At 61.9% G+C, this 15,445-nt stretch carries 16 protein-coding genes and 1 pseudogene; 12 read left to right on the forward strand and 5 right to left on the reverse strand.

The features are described from left to right. The first annotated feature begins 79 nt into the window (after positions 1 to 79). On the forward strand, positions 80 to 967 hold the full coding sequence (locus DSM107133_RS13590; protein ID WP_114292845.1) for a LysR substrate-binding domain-containing protein: 888 nt from the start codon (positions 80 to 82) through the stop codon (positions 965 to 967). Positions 968 to 1,073: 106 nt separating this feature from the next. Further along, positions 1,074 to 1,460: a hypothetical protein gene (locus tag DSM107133_RS13595; protein ID WP_114292846.1), complete on the forward strand. Its 387-nt coding sequence runs from the start codon at positions 1,074 to 1,076 to the stop codon at positions 1,458 to 1,460. A 63-nt stretch (positions 1,461 to 1,523) separates the two neighbouring features. On the opposite strand, the gene DSM107133_RS13600 is transcribed toward DSM107133_RS13595, so the two are convergent. Further along, complete coding sequence (locus DSM107133_RS13600) at positions 1,524 to 2,186, reverse strand: SOS response-associated peptidase (RefSeq protein WP_114292847.1); 663 nt, start codon at positions 2,184 to 2,186, stop codon at positions 1,524 to 1,526. 99 nt (positions 2,187 to 2,285) lie between these two features. Between DSM107133_RS13600 and DSM107133_RS13605 the strand changes: the two genes are divergently transcribed. The 3 genes and pseudogenes from DSM107133_RS13605 (at position 2,286) to DSM107133_RS13615 (ending at position 6,244) form a co-directional block, all read left to right on the forward strand. Next, positions 2,286 to 4,013, forward strand: coding sequence for a tetratricopeptide repeat-containing sulfotransferase family protein (locus tag DSM107133_RS13605; protein ID WP_114292848.1), 1,728 nt, complete (start codon positions 2,286 to 2,288; stop codon positions 4,011 to 4,013). 67 nt (positions 4,014 to 4,080) lie between these two features. Next, positions 4,081 to 4,856: pseudogene (locus DSM107133_RS13610) on the forward strand (IS5 family transposase). Positions 4,857 to 4,975: 119 nt separating this feature from the next. Next, complete coding sequence (locus DSM107133_RS13615) at positions 4,976 to 6,244, forward strand: MFS transporter (protein ID WP_114291470.1); 1,269 nt, start codon at positions 4,976 to 4,978, stop codon at positions 6,242 to 6,244. Positions 6,245 to 6,319: 75 nt separating this feature from the next. Here DSM107133_RS13615 and DSM107133_RS13620 read toward each other — a convergent pair whose 3' ends face one another. Further along, a complete protein-coding gene (locus DSM107133_RS13620) occupies positions 6,320 to 7,879 on the reverse strand; it encodes a bifunctional metallophosphatase/5'-nucleotidase (protein WP_114291469.1) in 1,560 nt (519 codons plus the stop codon). Between the two features lie 150 nt (positions 7,880 to 8,029). Between DSM107133_RS13620 and DSM107133_RS13625 the strand changes: the two genes are divergently transcribed. From DSM107133_RS13625 to DSM107133_RS13635, 3 genes are read left to right on the forward strand one after another with little or no spacing between them, the layout of a single operon-like run. Then, on the forward strand, positions 8,030 to 8,368 hold the full coding sequence (locus DSM107133_RS13625) for a DUF952 domain-containing protein (RefSeq protein ID WP_114291468.1): 339 nt from the start codon (positions 8,030 to 8,032) through the stop codon (positions 8,366 to 8,368). Further along, on the forward strand, positions 8,365 to 8,799 hold the full coding sequence (locus DSM107133_RS13630; RefSeq protein WP_114291467.1) for a DUF1330 domain-containing protein: 435 nt from the start codon (positions 8,365 to 8,367) through the stop codon (positions 8,797 to 8,799). The genes DSM107133_RS13625 and DSM107133_RS13630 overlap by 4 nt, the downstream gene beginning before the upstream one ends. Further along, the gene (locus DSM107133_RS13635) at positions 8,796 to 9,839 is read left to right on the forward strand and encodes a quinone-dependent dihydroorotate dehydrogenase (protein WP_114291466.1); all 1,044 of its coding nucleotides are present in this window, start codon (positions 8,796 to 8,798) and stop codon (positions 9,837 to 9,839) included. The genes DSM107133_RS13630 and DSM107133_RS13635 overlap by 4 nt, the downstream gene beginning before the upstream one ends. A gap of 68 nt (positions 9,840 to 9,907) precedes the next feature. Here DSM107133_RS13635 and DSM107133_RS13640 read toward each other — a convergent pair whose 3' ends face one another. From DSM107133_RS13640 to DSM107133_RS13650, 3 genes are read right to left on the reverse strand one after another with little or no spacing between them, the layout of a single operon-like run. Beyond that, positions 9,908 to 11,254 carry an MATE family efflux transporter gene (locus DSM107133_RS13640; protein ID WP_114291465.1) on the reverse strand — a complete coding sequence of 449 codons (1,347 nt, stop codon included), beginning with the start codon at positions 11,252 to 11,254 and terminating at the stop codon, positions 9,908 to 9,910. Then, a complete protein-coding gene (locus DSM107133_RS13645) occupies positions 11,247 to 11,801 on the reverse strand; it encodes a hotdog domain-containing protein (protein ID WP_114291464.1) in 555 nt (184 codons plus the stop codon). Before DSM107133_RS13645 ends, DSM107133_RS13640 begins: the two co-directional genes overlap by 8 nt. Continuing rightward, positions 11,801 to 12,217, reverse strand: coding sequence for a PaaI family thioesterase (locus tag DSM107133_RS13650; protein ID WP_114291463.1), 417 nt, complete (start codon positions 12,215 to 12,217; stop codon positions 11,801 to 11,803). The genes DSM107133_RS13645 and DSM107133_RS13650 overlap by 1 nt, the downstream gene beginning before the upstream one ends. A 129-nt stretch (positions 12,218 to 12,346) precedes the next feature. Here DSM107133_RS13650 and DSM107133_RS13655 point away from each other — a divergent pair, with 129 nt between their 5' ends. The 4 genes from DSM107133_RS13655 (at position 12,347) to DSM107133_RS13670 (ending at position 15,423) form a co-directional block, all read left to right on the forward strand. After that, positions 12,347 to 12,742 (forward strand): MerR family DNA-binding transcriptional regulator, encoded by a 396-nt coding sequence (locus tag DSM107133_RS13655; protein WP_114291462.1) that lies wholly within the window; start codon positions 12,347 to 12,349, stop codon positions 12,740 to 12,742. 209 nt (positions 12,743 to 12,951) lie between these two features. Further along, positions 12,952 to 13,353: a MerR family DNA-binding transcriptional regulator gene (locus tag DSM107133_RS13660; RefSeq protein WP_114291461.1), complete on the forward strand. Its 402-nt coding sequence runs from the start codon at positions 12,952 to 12,954 to the stop codon at positions 13,351 to 13,353. Positions 13,354 to 13,376: 23 nt separating this feature from the next. Continuing rightward, positions 13,377 to 15,158: an acyl-CoA dehydrogenase C-terminal domain-containing protein gene (locus DSM107133_RS13665; RefSeq protein WP_114291460.1), complete on the forward strand. Its 1,782-nt coding sequence runs from the start codon at positions 13,377 to 13,379 to the stop codon at positions 15,156 to 15,158. Between the two features lie 52 nt (positions 15,159 to 15,210). Then, positions 15,211 to 15,423 carry a hypothetical protein gene (locus tag DSM107133_RS13670; RefSeq protein WP_114291473.1) on the forward strand — a complete coding sequence of 71 codons (213 nt, stop codon included), beginning with the start codon at positions 15,211 to 15,213 and terminating at the stop codon, positions 15,421 to 15,423. The last annotated feature ends 22 nt before the right edge of the window (positions 15,424 to 15,445 follow it).

Below are 15,445 nucleotides of genomic sequence, written 5' to 3' on the forward strand. Positions count from 1 at the left end.
GAATTTCACTCAGTATTGCAAAGAAACGCGGCAAGTTCTAACAATCATCCGTCCTGTGTTACATGAGGATTAGTCATAGATGATCGCCCCCCGCCGCTTTCTACCCTCCACCGGTGCGCTGATGGCATTCGAGGCCGTCGCGCGTCTGGGGTCTGCGACGGCGGCGGCGCAAGAGCTGTCGTTGACCCAAAGCGGGGTCAGCCGCCAGTTGCGCAGCCTTGAAACGCAGATCGGTGCATCGCTGGTGCAGCGCGAGGGGCGTGCGCTGGTGCTGACGCCGGTGGGGCGCGAATATGCACGCACCGTGCGCGAGATACTGCACCGGCTGGCGGCGGCATCGGTGGCGGCGCGCACCAACCCCGACGGCGGCACGCTGAACCTTGCGATCCTGCCCGCCTTTGGCATGCATTGGCTGGCCCCGCGCTTGCAGGATTTCGCGCGCAGCCACCCCGAGGTTACCGTGAACCTGTCCACCCGTCTTGCCCCCTTCGATTTCCGTGCGAGCCGGTTTGACGCGGCCATACATTTTGGCCGCGAGGACTGGCCCGGTGCCGATCACCTGCCCCTGATGCCGGAAACCGTGGTGCCGGTCTGTGCGCCCGGCCTGCTGCAACAGGCAACCACCGCGCAGATCGCCGCCCAGCCGCTGCTGCATCTGGAAACGCGGCCCAAAGGGTGGGCGCGCTGGCTGGCGGCGCAGGGATGGACCGCGGATTTGCCGCCGGGGATGCAATTCGACCAGTTTTCAACAATGGCGCAGGCGGCGATTCACGGCATGGGCGTGGCGCTGCTGCCGACCTTTGTGGCCCAGCCCTACCTTGACAGCGGTCAACTGGCGATGGCTTCGGGCGAAACCTCGGAAAGCATCGGGACATATTACCTTGTCTGGCCGTCCGAGCGCGCCAATCTTGCCCCCCTGCACTCTTTTCGCACCTGGCTGCAAGATCAAACCCGCCGCACGGGCTGAACCAATGCCGCAGCGCCGACCAGGAGTTGCCGCATTGGCGCCTCATTCTTTGGCTAGGGCTATAGCAATACTTTCGGGTGGGGCCGAACCAAACAGGAGCGCCTTGATGCTGCAAACTATTCAAAAACTCGCCGTTGCCGCCGTATTCGGCGCATTTCTTGCCCCTGCGGCCTTTGCCGACGGCGCTGCGCCCAACGAACATACGATTATGGTTCTGGACGAATCATTCTTTCCAACGGTGACCTACGCCCAGCCCGGCGATGTTATTCATTTTGTGAACGCCTCCAGTGCGGAACAGTCGATCGTGGCGCAAGACGACAACTGGAGTGTTGGCCCTATTGCCGTAGAGAGCGAAGAAACATTTACCGTCTTCGCGGATATGCAGAATGACTATTTCCTTGTCGTCCCGGCCACTGAAACGGCTGAAGGATCAGAGGAAGTGTCAGCGCCTGCTGGCGCCATCAGCTTTAGCGAGGCGCCTCTGGGCGACTGATCCCCCGACACGCGGCGCGACCTGCGGCCCCTTGCAGCCAGTGCAAGCGGGCCGTCTTGCGTTTCAGTCAAAGGGTTCAATCAGTTCGGGGCCCGCAGCGCGGTTCGAATTCACCGCCCGATCCACCCGATGCATCTGCAATTTATCCTCTGGCGCGGCCTGCATCAGACGGGCCGCTCCCTTGCCCTCTTCGCCCAACCACAGGGACAGCTGCTCGGGCTCAAGCACCACGGGCATCCGGTGGTGGATCTTCGACATGGTGGCATTTGCCCCGGTTGTGACAATCGCGCAGGTGCGCAGCGGATTGTCGCCCTTGTCCCAGTCCTGCCAGACCGCGGCAAAAGCCAGCGGGGCGGTGTCCCGACGGGTGATATACCACGGCAGCCGGTTGCCTTCGGTGTCTTTGGTCCATTCATAGAACCCGCTTGCCAACATCACGCAGCGCCGTTCGCGGCAGGCACTGCGAAAAGCCGGCTTTTCAGCGATGGTTTCGGCGCGAGCGTTGATCAGCAACGGCCCGTCGGCGGGGGTCTTGTACCAGTGCGGGATAAAGCCCCAGCGCATCGACAATAGCGACCGCTGCGTTCCGTCGCTGCGGATCACATGCACGGGATCGGTCGGGCAGATATTATAGTTGGGCACCTGCGGCAGATCGTTCGCAGGGGCCGCCGCAAACAATTGCGCCATCGCGTCGGTGGGCAGGGTTATGGCAAAACGTCCACACATGGGGGCAATCTAAAGCATCGCAGCGACCTGACCAAGCCTTGCACAGCGAAGTGCGCAAGCATAGGTCGAACCCAACCCAAATTTCACCGGTTTGCACATATGGCCCGCCCCAACCCCGAACTGACGATCAAAGCGCAACGTGCCTTTTCAGAGGGGCGCTTTGCTGCCAGCCTCAAAGCCGCACGAACTGCGATCAAGGCGAATGGCGCGCAGCCTGTTCCGCTGACACTGGCCGGCCTGTCCTGTGCCAATCTGGGTCAGCATTCCGAGGCATTGCGGTTCTTCACGCAACTGGTCAAGGTTACCCCGAACGATCCTGCCGCGCGACAGAACCGGATACAGGCGTTGCTTAGCACCGGCGACACAGCACGCGCGGTGACCGAGGTCGAAAGCGCGCTGGCACGGTGGCCCGATGTGCCTGCCCTGTTGCGTCTGCGGGTCAATGCCTGTCTTGCTGCCAAGGATCACGCCACTGCCCGCACGGCTGTGGATGCCGCGATTTCTGTGTCGCCCCAGGATGCAACGCTGCACGGGCTGTGCGCCCGCATTGCCTTGGACACTTACGACAACGCCACAGCTCTGGCCAGCTTGGAAACCGCTGTCACGCTGGCACCGCACAATCCTGATTTGCGGTTGCAATACGCCGAATACCTGCTGGAACACGCCACCCATGACCGCGCGCGCAGCCAGATTGAAGCCGGATTGCAGGCAGCTCCCGATCACATAGGCCTGACCCTGCTTCAGGCGCGGCTGTACGGTGCCCTCGACCAGCCGAAAATGGCATTCGATGCTTATGCGCGCGTTCTGGCGCAGATACCCGCGCATCCGATTGCCCTGAACGGCATGGCCTATGTGGCGGATGCAGCCGCGGCGGAAACACTTTTGGAACCGCTGAAATCTGCGGCAGAGGCCGAGAAACGCGGCAGCCCGCTGCAAATTCTGCTGACATTCGCGCAGGCCCGCGCCGAGCGGACGATGGGCGCTCCAGGTGCCGCCGAACGGCTGGTCATCGGCAACCGCCTGGCGGCCCGCGCGATGCCCTATGATGCCAAGGCTGAAGTTGCGGAGCACGCTGAAATTCTGACACTGGATCAAACCATGACACCGGCGGCTGTGTCATCCGCGGGGCCGGTGCCTGTTTTCGTGGTCGGCCTGATCCGCTCGGGCACGTCGCTGTGCGAGCAGGTGGCAGTGGCCCATCCCCAAGTCAACGGATTGGGCGAGTTGACCCAGATCGGAAACGCCATTCGCGCGGCCCTGCGTGACGGCACCCAAGCACCCGATCTGGCGGCGACCTATCTAAGTGCTCTGCCCTCGATGCCTGCGGGCACTGCCGCCTTTGTCGACAAGATGCCCGAAAACTTCCGCTTTATCGGCCCGATCCTGCGCGCCTTTCCCAATGCGGTCGTGATCGAAATGCAGCGCGATCCGCGTGATGTGGCCCTGTCGATGTGGGACAGCCTGTTCCCGACCACCGCACACGCCTATGCCAACGACTTTGCATGGATGGCCCAGCATATGAACCACTATGCGCGCGTCATGGCTGACTGGCGCGCAGCCTTTGGAGACCGTATTCATGCAGTGCGCTACAGCGACCTGGTCAGCGATCTGGACAGCACCTCGCGCCGCCTTGCCGACCTGTGCGGCGTATCATGGGATAGCGCGATGCTGGCCCCCCAAGACGTGATCCGCCCGGTTTTGACCGCCAGCAGCCAGCAAGTGCGCGCACCGGTCCATACCCGATCCCTGGGACGCTGGCAGGGGCATACCGAACAGCTTGCCCCGTTGCTTGACGGCCTTGATCGCGCGCTGTGGCCCGATCTCTAGGTCACATACCCATAAAAGGGATTCACAGACTTTAGAAAACGTGATTCACTTTCCGGCAAATGTGGAGGTGAGAATGGCACGTTTTGATTTGACAGATTTTGAATGGTCGGTGATCCAGCCGTTGCTGCCGACGAAGGTGCGCGGCAAGCCCCGTGTGGATGATCGGCGGGTTTTGAACGGCATCTTCTGGCGCTTGCGGACTGGTGCGCCCTGGGCAGACATTCCTGCACGATACGGGCCGCATACGACCTGTGTGAACCGCTTCAACCGCTGGCGGCGTGCGGGCCACTGGGCGCGTATTCTTGAAGCAATATCAGAGGCATATGAGGGTGAGGTGCAAATGATTGACAGCTCCTCCATCCGGGTACACCAACAGGGCGCAAATGGCCCTAAAAAAGGGGGCGATCCGATTGCCTGGGTCGCTCAAGGGGCGGGCTGACAACGAAAATCCACGCTTTGGTGGACGCGCTTGGCCGCCCGATCCGGCTCATGCTGACGGCTGGGCAGGCCTATGATGGACACGCGGCAGAGCAGATGCTGGATCGACTGAAAGAAGGCTGCAGCGTGCTGGCGGATCGCGCCTATGACAGCAACGCGATCCGTGATTTGATCGCCAAACAGAAGGCGCAAGCCGTGATCCCTTCGATGCCGCAACGCAATCCTGTCATCCCGCATGATCGCGAGCGTTACAAAGCACGCAACGCAGTGGAGCGTTTCTTCAACAAACTCAAAAATTTCCGCGCGGTAGCAACAAGATATGACAAACGCGATGATAATTTCCTCGCATCCATACAACTCGCGTCAATCAGGATCTGGTTGCGAACTTATGAGTCGGTGACCTAGGGTCTGGCCCCTACCACAAAGCGCGCACCGTCTGCCCAACGGGCCACTGCCATCCATTTGCAACCCGTCCCAAAGCTGCGCAGACTGCGCCCATCGCCGAACCAACTGAAAGCCGCCCCATGATCCGCCAGTTCCTGCCTGTTTTTGCCCTGCTGCTGGGCTCTTCCTTTCTGCTGTTCGCCGGGGGGATCAACGGGCTGATCCTGCCGGTGCGCGGCAGCGCCGAAGGGTTTTCGGCCTTTTCGCTGGGCCTGCTCGGCACCGGCTGGGCCGTCGGCTATATGGCGGGCTGCGTGCTGACACCGCGACTGGTGGCAAATGTCGGGCATGTGCGGGCCTTTGGCGCGATGGCGGCGATTGCGGCGGTGTCGATGCTGGGATCGGCCATCATGCTGACCCCCTGGGCCTGGATCGTCCTGCGCGGCGTCTGCGGGTTCTGCTTTGCGGGGGCGGCAATGATCGTCGAAAGCTGGCTGAGCGATCAGGCCGCGCCCGACCAGCGCGGACGTATTTTTGGCGTCTATTCGATGGTCAACCTTGGCGCGGTGACCGCAGGGCAGATGACCCTGACACTGGGCGACACATCGGGATTTTTGTTCTTTGCCGTGGGGGCGATATTCTATTGCCTCGCACTGGTCCCCACCGCCCTGTCCTCCAGTTCGAACCCTGCTCCGCTGGTCGCCGCGCGGCTGGACATGAAGGCGCTGTGGCGCAACTCGCCCGTGGCCGTGTTCGCGGTGTTCTGGGTTGGCGTCAGCAACTCGGCCTTTGGAACGCTGGCGGCGGTCTATGCCGAGCGCACGGGGCTGGTGCTGGCGGCTGTGGCCTTGTTCACCTCGCTGCCGATCCTGGCGGGCGCGCTGGCGCAGATCCCTGTGGGTGTCCTCAGCGACCGGATGGACCGCCGCAAGGTGCTGGTCGGCATCGCGTTGGCCGCGCTGATCGCCGACACGCTGTTCATCACCCTCGCACCACAGGGACGCATTCCCAATTTCATCTTGGCCGCGATCCTGGGCGGCTCGATATTTGCCATGTATCCGGTGATCGTGGCCCACGCCAACGACCACGCCGCCCCCGGCACCTCGATCCAGATTTCTGGCGGGTTGCTGTTGCTGTATGGCGGCGGCGGAATTATCGGTCCCCTGATGGCGGGCTGGGCAATGACCAGTTTTGCCGACCGCGCCTTGTTCGCCATCACCGCCGCAGCGCATGTTCTGGTGATCGTCTACACGCTGTGGCGTATCTCGCGACGGGTGGCGGTAAAAGACGAAAACAAGACCGCCTTTCAGGTGGCACCGGGCGGGCGGGGCAGCACGCCGCAAACCGCAGCGCTTGCCGCATCTGACGCCGAAGTACAGGCCGAAGCCGACAGCGCCATACCGCTCTGAACCGCCCGTCGCAGCACAAAAAAGGGCGCACAGACCGATGCCTGCGCGCCCCTTCAAGGCTCTCTGCAACCTGCGTTACTTGACCGTAATACGACCGTCGGTGACCGGCGTGAACGGTCCCTGGGCGGCCAGATATTCGGCCGTCACATCCGCCAGATCAGGCCCGAAATCATAGGCATTCTCGGCATTGATGAACATCTTATAGCCGTCGCCACCGTTGCGGACATAGTTGTTGGACACAACGCCATAAACCTTGTCCGGATCAATCGGCGCACCGCCAACCATCACGTCAGACACCCGTTCGCCCGCAGGTTTAGAGGCATCAAAGGCATAGGTCATGCCCGCCACCTGCGCAAAGCGGCCCGCGCCCTCTTCCACCTGGCTCACACCGTTTTCCAACGCTTCCACAACGGTCGCGCCAGTCACCTGAAAGGTCGACAGCGTGTTCTGGAACGGCAGCACGGTCAGCACTTCGCCCATGGTGACGGGGCCTGCATCAATCGACGCACGGATGCCGCCGCCGTTCTGTATGGCAATTTCAATGCCCTGATCCTTGACGCGGTCAAGCATCGCGTCGGCAATCAGCGACCCCATCGAACATTCCATCGCACGACAGGCTTCGCGGTCCCCGCCGATCGGTGCCGAAGCTTCGGCCACCACGCGGTTGCGGATCTCGTCCAGCGGCTTGGCCGCTTCTGCGATACGCGCCACCGTGGGCGCATCCTCGGCCACCGAAGCGTCGATCAGGATCGGATCGCCCTTGGCTTCGGTGACGTTGCCGTCATCGTCAAAGGTCACGTTCAGCTCGCCCAGATATTTGCCATAGGCATAGGCCTGAACAATCGCCGTATTTCCGACCATCGTGGGATATGGCCCTTCGGCCTTTTCGTCGGTGTTGCTGAGCAATGTGTTCGAGTGGCCGCCAACAATCACGTCAACGCCGGTGGTGCTTTCGGCCACCCGTTTGTCGACCCCATAGCCCGAGTGTGACAGCACGATGATCTTGGTCACACCTTCTGCGGTCAGCTTGTCCACTTCGCCCTGCACCGCATCGGACGGATCGGTAAAGATCACATTCGGACCGGGGCTGGCCAGTTCGTCTGTGTCTTGTGGCGTCAGACCGATCAGGCCGATCTTTTCGCCGCCGCGTTCGATCACCGTGGATTTTGCCAGCTTGCCCGCCAGCAGCGGCTCGCCCGAGACATCAGCGTTGGACATCAGAATGGGAAAGTTGATCGCATCCATAAAGCCGGCCAGCACTTCGGGGCCGTCGTCGAATTCGTGGTTGCCCACGGTCATCGCGTCATAGCCCAGCGCATTCATCATCTCGGCGGCCAGCTTGCCCTTGTAATAGGTGTAAAACAGCGTGCCCTGGAACTGATCGCCGCCGTCCACCAGAATCGCGTTGTTCGACCGCGCCTTGGCATCCCTGATCGCCGTCACCAGCCGCCCCGAGCCACCAAAGCATTTGCCCTCGGCGTTATCCTCGGCACCACAGCCGCTGTCATATTTGTTGATCGGTTCAAAACGCGCATGAAAATCGTTGGTGTGCAGGATGGTCAGCGAATAATCCGCCATCGCGGTCCCTGCGGTCAGCGCGATGGCCGCCGCTGTCTGTGTCAGACGCATAAGCATGTCAGGTGTCCCCCTAAAGGTGTGTTGGCAATGCAAACACTCTGGCGCTGCCCGGATTAAGAGTCAAAACCGTTATGCAGGTTGCGCGAATTGACGTATCGGCAGCCTTGGCCGCTTGACCAGGCGCAAGGCACACGGCATCAGTGATCCATGCTGATTTTGAAAATATTCCGTGCCGATGAATGGCAATATCTGCGCGCCAGGGGTGAAACTTTGGGCGCGCCCATCGACGTCACCGACGGCTATATGCATTTTTCGACACCTGCGCAGGCTGCCGAAACCGCGGCCAAGCATTTCGCGGGCGAAGAAAACCTGTGGCTGCTGGGGCTTGAGGCGGACGATCTGGGCGACAAGCTGGTCTGGGAACCCTCGCGCGGTGGTGCGTTGTTTCCCCATCTATACCGCCCGCTCAAGCTGGACGATGTGGCATGGGCACAGCCCCTGCCCGTGCAGGACGGCGTGCACCAATTCCCCGCAGGTATCCTATGAGCGATACATATATCGACCCCGAGCGCGCGCAGTTCGACGCCTTCAAGGACCTGCCGCGCGACCATCCGATCGAGATGCTGAACCTCGTGCGCTTTCGTGAACGCGCCACCTATCCCGACGATCACCCGCTGGCGGGTCAAGGGCTGACGGGCGCACAGGCCTATGCCAACTACGGGCGCGACTCCGGCCCCGTGGTGGCGCGCTTGGGGGGCAGCATTCTGTGGCGTGGTGCTTTCCAGACCACGTTGATCGGCCCCGCGGACGAGGTCTGGGACGCCTGTTTTATCGCCCGCTACCCCGATGCCCGCGCCTTTCTGGCGATGGTCACCGACCCCGATTACCAAAAGGCGGTGATCCACCGTCAGGCCGCCGTGCTGACCTCGCGGCTGATCCGCACGTCGCCTGCGGACGCGGGGGTAACTTTCGGATGAAGCGCAGCCTTGAAAAACTGGGCCTTGCCGCCCTGCACCGCGTTGACCCCGAACTGGCCCACGGGCTGGCCCTGCGCGCGTTGCACACGCCCTTTGCCGCCCTGCCTGGCCCCGTCACCTCGCCCCGCCTGACCACGCGCATCGCGGGGCTGACGCTGAACAATCCGGTAGGACTGGCCGCAGGGTTCGACAAGAACGCCACCGCCATCCGCCCGCTGACCCGCGCCGGCTTCGGCTTTATCGAAGTCGGTGCCGCCACGCCCCTGCCGCAACCGGGCAACCCCAAACCGCGCCTGTTCCGGCTCAGCGAAGACCGCGCCGCGATCAACCGCTTCGGGTTCAACAACGACGGCGCCGAGGCCATCGTGCGCCGCCTGTCCCGCGCCCACCGCACCATCCCCGTGGGCCTGAACCTGGGGGCCAACAAGGACAGCGCCAACCGCGCCGAGGATTTCGCCCGCGTGCTGCAAGCCGCACGCGGCCACATCGACTTTGCCACCGTCAATGTGTCTTCGCCCAACACCGAAAAACTGCGCGACCTGCAAGGACCGATGGCGTTGGCCGCCCTGCTGGACGGGGTTATGCAGGTGCGCGGCAACGTGCCCGTGTTCCTGAAAATCGCCCCCGACCTGAGCGATCAGGATTTGGCGGACATCGCCAAAGTCGCCCAGGACGCCCGCATCAGCGCCATCATCGCCACCAACACCACGCTGGACCGCACCGGCCTGCGCAGCACCCATGGCAGCGAAGCGGGCGGGCTGTCCGGCGCGCCATTGTTCGAAAAATCCACCCGCACGCTGGCCAGGCTGCACAGCCTCACCGACATCCCCCTGATCGGCGTCGGCGGCATCGGTTCGGCCCGCGATGCCTATGCCAAGATCCGCGCAGGTGCTTCGGCGGTGCAACTGTATACCGCTCTGGTCTACGGCGGCCTCAGCCTTGCCGCCCGCATCGCACAGGGGCTCGACGTTCTGTTGCAACAAGACGGCTTTGGCTCGGTCAGCGAAGCGGTGGGGACCGACACCAAGGACTGGCTCTAACCCCCGCTTCTTTTGGCCCCAAATATCCCGGGGGACGGCCACAGGCCGGGGGGCAGCGCCCCCAGACCCTAACGTGCCCCACGCTCCAACGCCGGATAGCGCAGCCCCAGCGTCACCCCGCGCGCCACAAAGCTGACCAGCAGCGACAGCCACAGCCCGTGGTTTCCCAACAGCGGGATCGCAACCACCGCGCAGGCGACGTAGATCGCAAAGCTGACCAGCATCATGTTGCGCATGTCGGCCCCCCGCGTCGCCCCGATAAAGATGCCGTCCAGCATCCAGGCGGCACAGCCCGCCACAGGCGCGGCCACCATCCACGGCAGATAGACACGCGCCGCGTCGCGCACCGCCTGATCCTTGGCCATCACATCAATCAACCACGGCCCCGCCAGCGCAAACCCAAGCGCGAGCACCGCGCAGGTTGCAGCCCCCCATCCCGACGTCAGCAGCGCCGAGCGGCGCACGCGGTCGGGGGCGCGCCGCCCATAGGCGCGCGCAATCAGCGTTTCGGCGGCAAAGGCAAAGCCGTCCATTGCATAGGCAGTGATATACATGAACTGCACCAGCACCTCGTTGGCCGCCAGCGTCACGTCTCCAAACCCCGCCCCCAGAAACACGAACGACGTAAAGATCGCCATTAACAGCGCCGAACGGATCAGGATATCGGTGTTGATCAGTGCCATGCGGATCAGCCGCGCACGGTCGAACACCCGCGCCCAATCACGCCAGTCGGGCCGCGCAAAGGCATCGCGGCACAGGTACAGGCCAACCCCCGCCCCCAGCGTCTCGGCAATCACCGTGGCAAAGGCCACGCCGCCCACGCCCCAGTCCAGCCCCAGCACAAACCACAGATCCAGCAGGATATTGGTGCCGTTCATCACCAGTTGCACCACAAACACCCCCGACGTGCGCTCCATCGCCACCAGCCAGCCAGTCAGGGCAAAGACCGCGATGGCAAAAGGTGCCGACCAGATACGGATTGTCATATAGGTGTGGGCCAGCGCTTCCACCTCCTCCGAGGCCGGGGCCATCGCAAAGCCCCCCCAGAACACCAACGGTTGCAGCACAATCAGCGCCAGCCCCCCGCCCCCGGCAATCATTAGCGCGCGGGTCAGCAACGCCGAGACTTCGGCGCTGTCGCCTGCACCTTCGGCCTGCCCCACCATCCCGACGGTGCCCATACGCAGAAACCCGAAGATCCAGTAGATCGTGGTAATGATGATCGCCCCCAGCGCCACCGCTCCGATGGGGGCAGCCTCGCCCAGCTGTCCGACAACCCCCACATCAACCGCGCCCAAAATCGGCACCGTGGCATTGCTCAGAACAATCGGCAGCGCCACGGCCAGAATACGACGGTGCGTGATCGGCGCTTGTGGCACATCGGTGATGTCGCCTTTCAATCCGGCGTCAGTCACGCTTTTGCGGCATCAGGAAGTGGCCTGTCGCTTGTGCAAACAGGCGTGTGTGGTCCGCCTGCCATGCTTCGACATGCACCGATGCATAGCGCCGCCCCGCCCGACGGATCCGCGCGCGCGCATAGGAATCGCGCGGCAGGCCCGAGCGCAGATAATCGACGGTAAAGTCGATGGTCTTGGGCAGGCGCGGCACCTCGCCGTTTTCCAGCCGGTCCAGATCCAGCGCGCCATTTTCCAGCTTTTCCCACAGGTACAGCCGCGACAGCGTCATGACGGCTGTGATTTCCAGAAAGGCCGCTGTCACACCGCCGTGGATCGCCGGCAGCAAGGGGTTGCCGATCAACTTGTCCTGAAGCGGCAGGATCGCGGTCAGCTCGTCGCCGCGGCGGTCAAAATCCATCCCCAGATAGGCAACATAAGGCACATTTATTGCCAGCGTGTTCAGCGCCAGATCCCAACGTTTGTGCAAGGCCTGCTGGTCCTTCAGCGACAGACGCTTGCGTGGTGCCGCGGCCCGCTCCCCCGGTTTCGGCTGGCTGTCACTCATCAGTTGCCCTCCACGCTAAATGTGCCTGTTCCGGTCGCAACCGGATTTCCAGTATCGCTGTCGGTGGCTGTCACCCGTACAAAAGCAACCGTCCGGGTGATGTGATGGCATGTCGCCGTCGCGGTGATCATGTCACCCGGATTGGCCGAGCGCATATAGTCAATCCGCAGATCAATGGTTGCCGTTCCGCCCGGCGCGTTGGGGTGGCACATCACGGCAGCGCCACTGCACGTGTCCATCAACGCCGACACTGCCCCGCCATGGATGACACCGGTTGCAGGGTTTCCCACCAGTTTCGGATCATAGGGCATGGTGATGACCGCAACACCATTCTCAAGTTCCATCAGCTGCATGCCCAGATCACGCGCATGCGGGATCGCTTCGATGAATTGTCGTGCTATCTGGATCTTGTCCATGCCGTAAACTCCGCTGCCCCTCGCACTTCATACGTTCAGCGCGCCCTGCGCGTCAAACCACAACTCTGGCGGTTGCGCTTCCTGCCGCTGCGTCCTAATTTGCGCAACGACGAGCGAGGAAGAGATCCCATGAGCGATGACCGTCTGACCTTCAAAGAGATGTGTTCTGAATTTGACGTGACCCCTCGGACGCTGCGGTATTACGAATACATCGAGCTGCTGCAACCCGATCGCGAAGGCCGCGCAAGGTTTTACGGACCCCGCGAACGGGCCCGCATGAAGCTGATTCTGAAGGGTCGCAAGTTCGGCTTCCAGCTTGAAGACATCCGTCAATGGCTGCTGATCTACGAACGTGAAGGCACCCACGCCCAGTGGAACAGGTGGATTGATATGGCCGATGGTCAGATCAAGGAACTGACCGAACAGCGCGCGCATCTTGACGAAGCCCTGAGCGAGCTCAAGCAATTGCGCCGCGACATCGGTGAAGAACTGGGCCGCCCCGCGGTGGAAACCAGCGACACCTAAGCGCTTCAAACTTTCTGAAATTTTGCGACATTTCCCTGAATGCGGGAAAACTCCGTCACTTCAATAGGTTGACGTAGCGGCGACCTGCGTCAACCAAATTGTGACGTGACGTTCAGCTTACGTAAACGTCAACCTGTGTTGTATGGTCCCGCCAAGGCACCCAAATCCTGTGTAGATCGGACTTGTAACAACTGATGCGAGATAACGAGATGGACCACAAAACGATGACCATCCGCGAGATGTGCGACACCTTCGAGGTGACACCGCGCACGCTGCGGTTCTACGAGGCCAAGGAACTGCTGTTCCCGATCCGCGAGGGTCAGAAACGCCTGTTCACCAAACGCGACCGCGCCCGCCTGAAGCTGATCCTGCGTGGCAAACGCTTTGGTTTCAGCCTGGAAGAGATCCGTCAGTTGCTGGACCTTTATGACATGGGCGACCAGCAGCACACGCAATTGGCCAGCACCTACGAAATCGCCAAACAGCGCCTGAACGGCATGATCGAACAGCGCGACGAGCTGACTGAAGCCATCGACGATCTGAAAAGCCAGATCAAATGGGTCGAGAAAATGCTCGCCTCGATGAACAACACCCAAAAAGCCGCCCAATAACGACCTGTAGAGAGACCCATCACATGCCCAGCTACACCGCCCCCACCAAAGATCTTCAATTCGTCCTGCACGATGTCCTGAAAGTGACGCAAAGCGACACGCCGGGCTATGACGAGCTGGAAGCCGATTTCACATCCGCCATTCTGGAAGAAGCGGGCAAGCTGACCTCATCGGTTCTGGCACCGCTGAACGCTGTGGGCGACAAGGAAGGCTGCCGTCTGGAAAACGGTGTGGTCTACACGCCGAAAGGCTTCAAGGAAGCCTTTGCGCAAGTGAAGGAAGGCGGCTGGACCGGTCTGGACATGCCCGAGCAATATGGCGGCCAGAACATGCCCGCTGTCATCGGATCGGCTGTGGGCGAGATGTTTTCGGCCTCCAACCAGGCGTTCACAATGTATCAGGGCCTGACCCACGGGGCAGCCTCGGCCATTCTGGCGCATGGCACCGACGCACAAAAAGACACCTACCTGCCCAAGATGGTCGCCTGCGACTGGACCGGCACCATGAACCTGACCGAACCGCATTGTGGTACAGATTTGGGCATGATGCGTACAAAAGCCGAACCACAGGACGACGGCAGCTATAAGATCACCGGCCAGAAGATTTTCATCTCGTCGGGCGAACACGACATGGCCGACAACATCATCCATCTGGTGCTGGCCAAGATCGTTGGCGGGCCGGAAGGGATCAAGGGCGTGTCGCTGTTCATCGTGCCCAAGTTCATGGTGAAAGACGACGGCACCCTGGGCGACCGCAACGGCGTCACCGTTGGCAAGATCGAAGAAAAGATGGGCATTCACGGCAACTCGACCTGCGTGATGAACTATGACGGCGCCACCGGCTTCTTGCTGGGCGAAGAGCACAAAGGCATGCGCGCCATGTTCACCATGATGAACGAGGCGCGTCTGGGTGTGGGCATGCAAGGTCTGGCACAGGCCGACGTGGCCTATCAGAACGCGCTGGACTACGCCAAGGACCGCCTGCAAGGGCGCGCCGTGACCGGTGCCGAAAACCCCGACGGCCCGGCCGACCCGCTGATCGTGCACCCCGACATCCGGCGCAGCCTGATGGACCAGAAAAGCTTTGTCGAAGGCGCGCGGGCTTTCATCCTGTGGGGGGCTTCGCTGATCGACGCGGCGCACCGCTCGGGCGACAAGGATGCCGACGGGCTGGTGTCGCTGCTGACGCCGGTGATCAAAGGGTTCCTGACCGATCAGGGCTATGACATGACCGTCAAGGCCCAGCAGGTTTACGGCGGCCACGGCTATATCGAGGAATGGGGCATGTCCCAGTTCACCCGCGACGCCCGCATCGCCCAGATTTACGAGGGTGCGAACGGCGTGCAGGCGCTGGATCTGGTTGGCCGCAAGCTGGCGCAGGACGGTGGCAAACACGTCATGGCGTTCTTCGAGATGGTCAAGAATTTCATCAAGGACAACGCGGGTCAGGACGAAACCTTTGACAAGACCTTCCTCGATCCGCTGAAAGCCGCGTCCAAGGATTTGCAGGCCGCCGGCATGTATTTCATGCAGAACGGCATGAAGAACCCGAACCACGCGCTGGCAGGCTCCAACGACTTCATGCACATGTTCGGACATGTTTGCCTGGGCCTGATGTGGGCCCGCATGGCCAAGGCGTCGATGGAAGCACTGGCCAACGGCGCCTCCGACACTGCCTTCTACGAAACCAAACTGGCCACGGGTCGCTATTACATGGCCCGCCAGTTGCCCGCGACGGCCCTGCACCTGAAACGTATTGAATCGGGCGCGGACACGGTCATGGCGCTGGACGCGGCCAACTTTTAAGCCCCCGCCGGATGCGCCTGTGCGCATCCGGCACACCATTGCCGGAGCCAATATGCCCAAACGCTTTCGCCTCACCCGCCGTTTTCCTGTCGCCATGACCGAAGACGGATATCGCCGCCTCAAAAAGTTCTCGGCCGAAGCAGGGCTGGACGAAGGGGAAGCATTGTCCTTTCTCTTCGAGAATTTCGACAGCGTGACGGATGCAGAAAATCTGGGCCACCGGCTGCGCCTGTTCAATGCCGATCTCGACGAACGCAAACGCTGAACGTAACTTCTGGGGAGGACGC

This window comes from Pseudosulfitobacter sp. DSM 107133 (assembly GCF_022788695.1).
In the GTDB taxonomy this organism is placed as follows: Bacteria; Pseudomonadota; Alphaproteobacteria; order Rhodobacterales; family Rhodobacteraceae; genus Pseudosulfitobacter.

Bases quoted from the DNA above. Each gene is read 5' to 3' on its own strand.
- DSM107133_RS13665 (WP_114291460.1), top strand. From the start codon at position 13,377: ATGCCCAGCTACACCGCCCCCACCAAAGATCTTCAATTCGTCCTGCAC.
- DSM107133_RS13635 (WP_114291466.1), top strand. From the start codon at position 8,796: ATGAAGCGCAGCCTTGAAAAACTGGGCCTTGCCGCCCTGCACCGCGTT.
- DSM107133_RS13620 (WP_114291469.1), bottom strand. From the start codon at position 7,879: ATGCTTATGCGTCTGACACAGACAGCGGCGGCCATCGCGCTGACCGCA.
- DSM107133_RS13625 (WP_114291468.1), top strand. From the start codon at position 8,030: ATGCTGATTTTGAAAATATTCCGTGCCGATGAATGGCAATATCTGCGC.
- DSM107133_RS13645 (WP_114291464.1), bottom strand. From the start codon at position 11,801: ATGAGTGACAGCCAGCCGAAACCGGGGGAGCGGGCCGCGGCACCACGC.
- DSM107133_RS13630 (WP_114291467.1), top strand. From the start codon at position 8,365: ATGAGCGATACATATATCGACCCCGAGCGCGCGCAGTTCGACGCCTTC.
- DSM107133_RS13660 (WP_114291461.1), top strand. From the start codon at position 12,952: ATGGACCACAAAACGATGACCATCCGCGAGATGTGCGACACCTTCGAG.
- DSM107133_RS13605 (WP_114292848.1), top strand. From the start codon at position 2,286: ATGGCCCGCCCCAACCCCGAACTGACGATCAAAGCGCAACGTGCCTTT.
- DSM107133_RS13655 (WP_114291462.1), top strand. From the start codon at position 12,347: ATGAGCGATGACCGTCTGACCTTCAAAGAGATGTGTTCTGAATTTGAC.
- DSM107133_RS13615 (WP_114291470.1), top strand. From the start codon at position 4,976: ATGATCCGCCAGTTCCTGCCTGTTTTTGCCCTGCTGCTGGGCTCTTCC.
- DSM107133_RS13670 (WP_114291473.1), top strand. From the start codon at position 15,211: ATGCCCAAACGCTTTCGCCTCACCCGCCGTTTTCCTGTCGCCATGACC.
- DSM107133_RS13600 (WP_114292847.1), bottom strand. From the start codon at position 2,186: ATGTGTGGACGTTTTGCCATAACCCTGCCCACCGACGCGATGGCGCAA.
- DSM107133_RS13590 (WP_114292845.1), top strand. From the start codon at position 80: ATGATCGCCCCCCGCCGCTTTCTACCCTCCACCGGTGCGCTGATGGCA.
- DSM107133_RS13595 (WP_114292846.1), top strand. From the start codon at position 1,074: ATGCTGCAAACTATTCAAAAACTCGCCGTTGCCGCCGTATTCGGCGCA.
- DSM107133_RS13650 (WP_114291463.1), bottom strand. From the start codon at position 12,217: ATGGACAAGATCCAGATAGCACGACAATTCATCGAAGCGATCCCGCAT.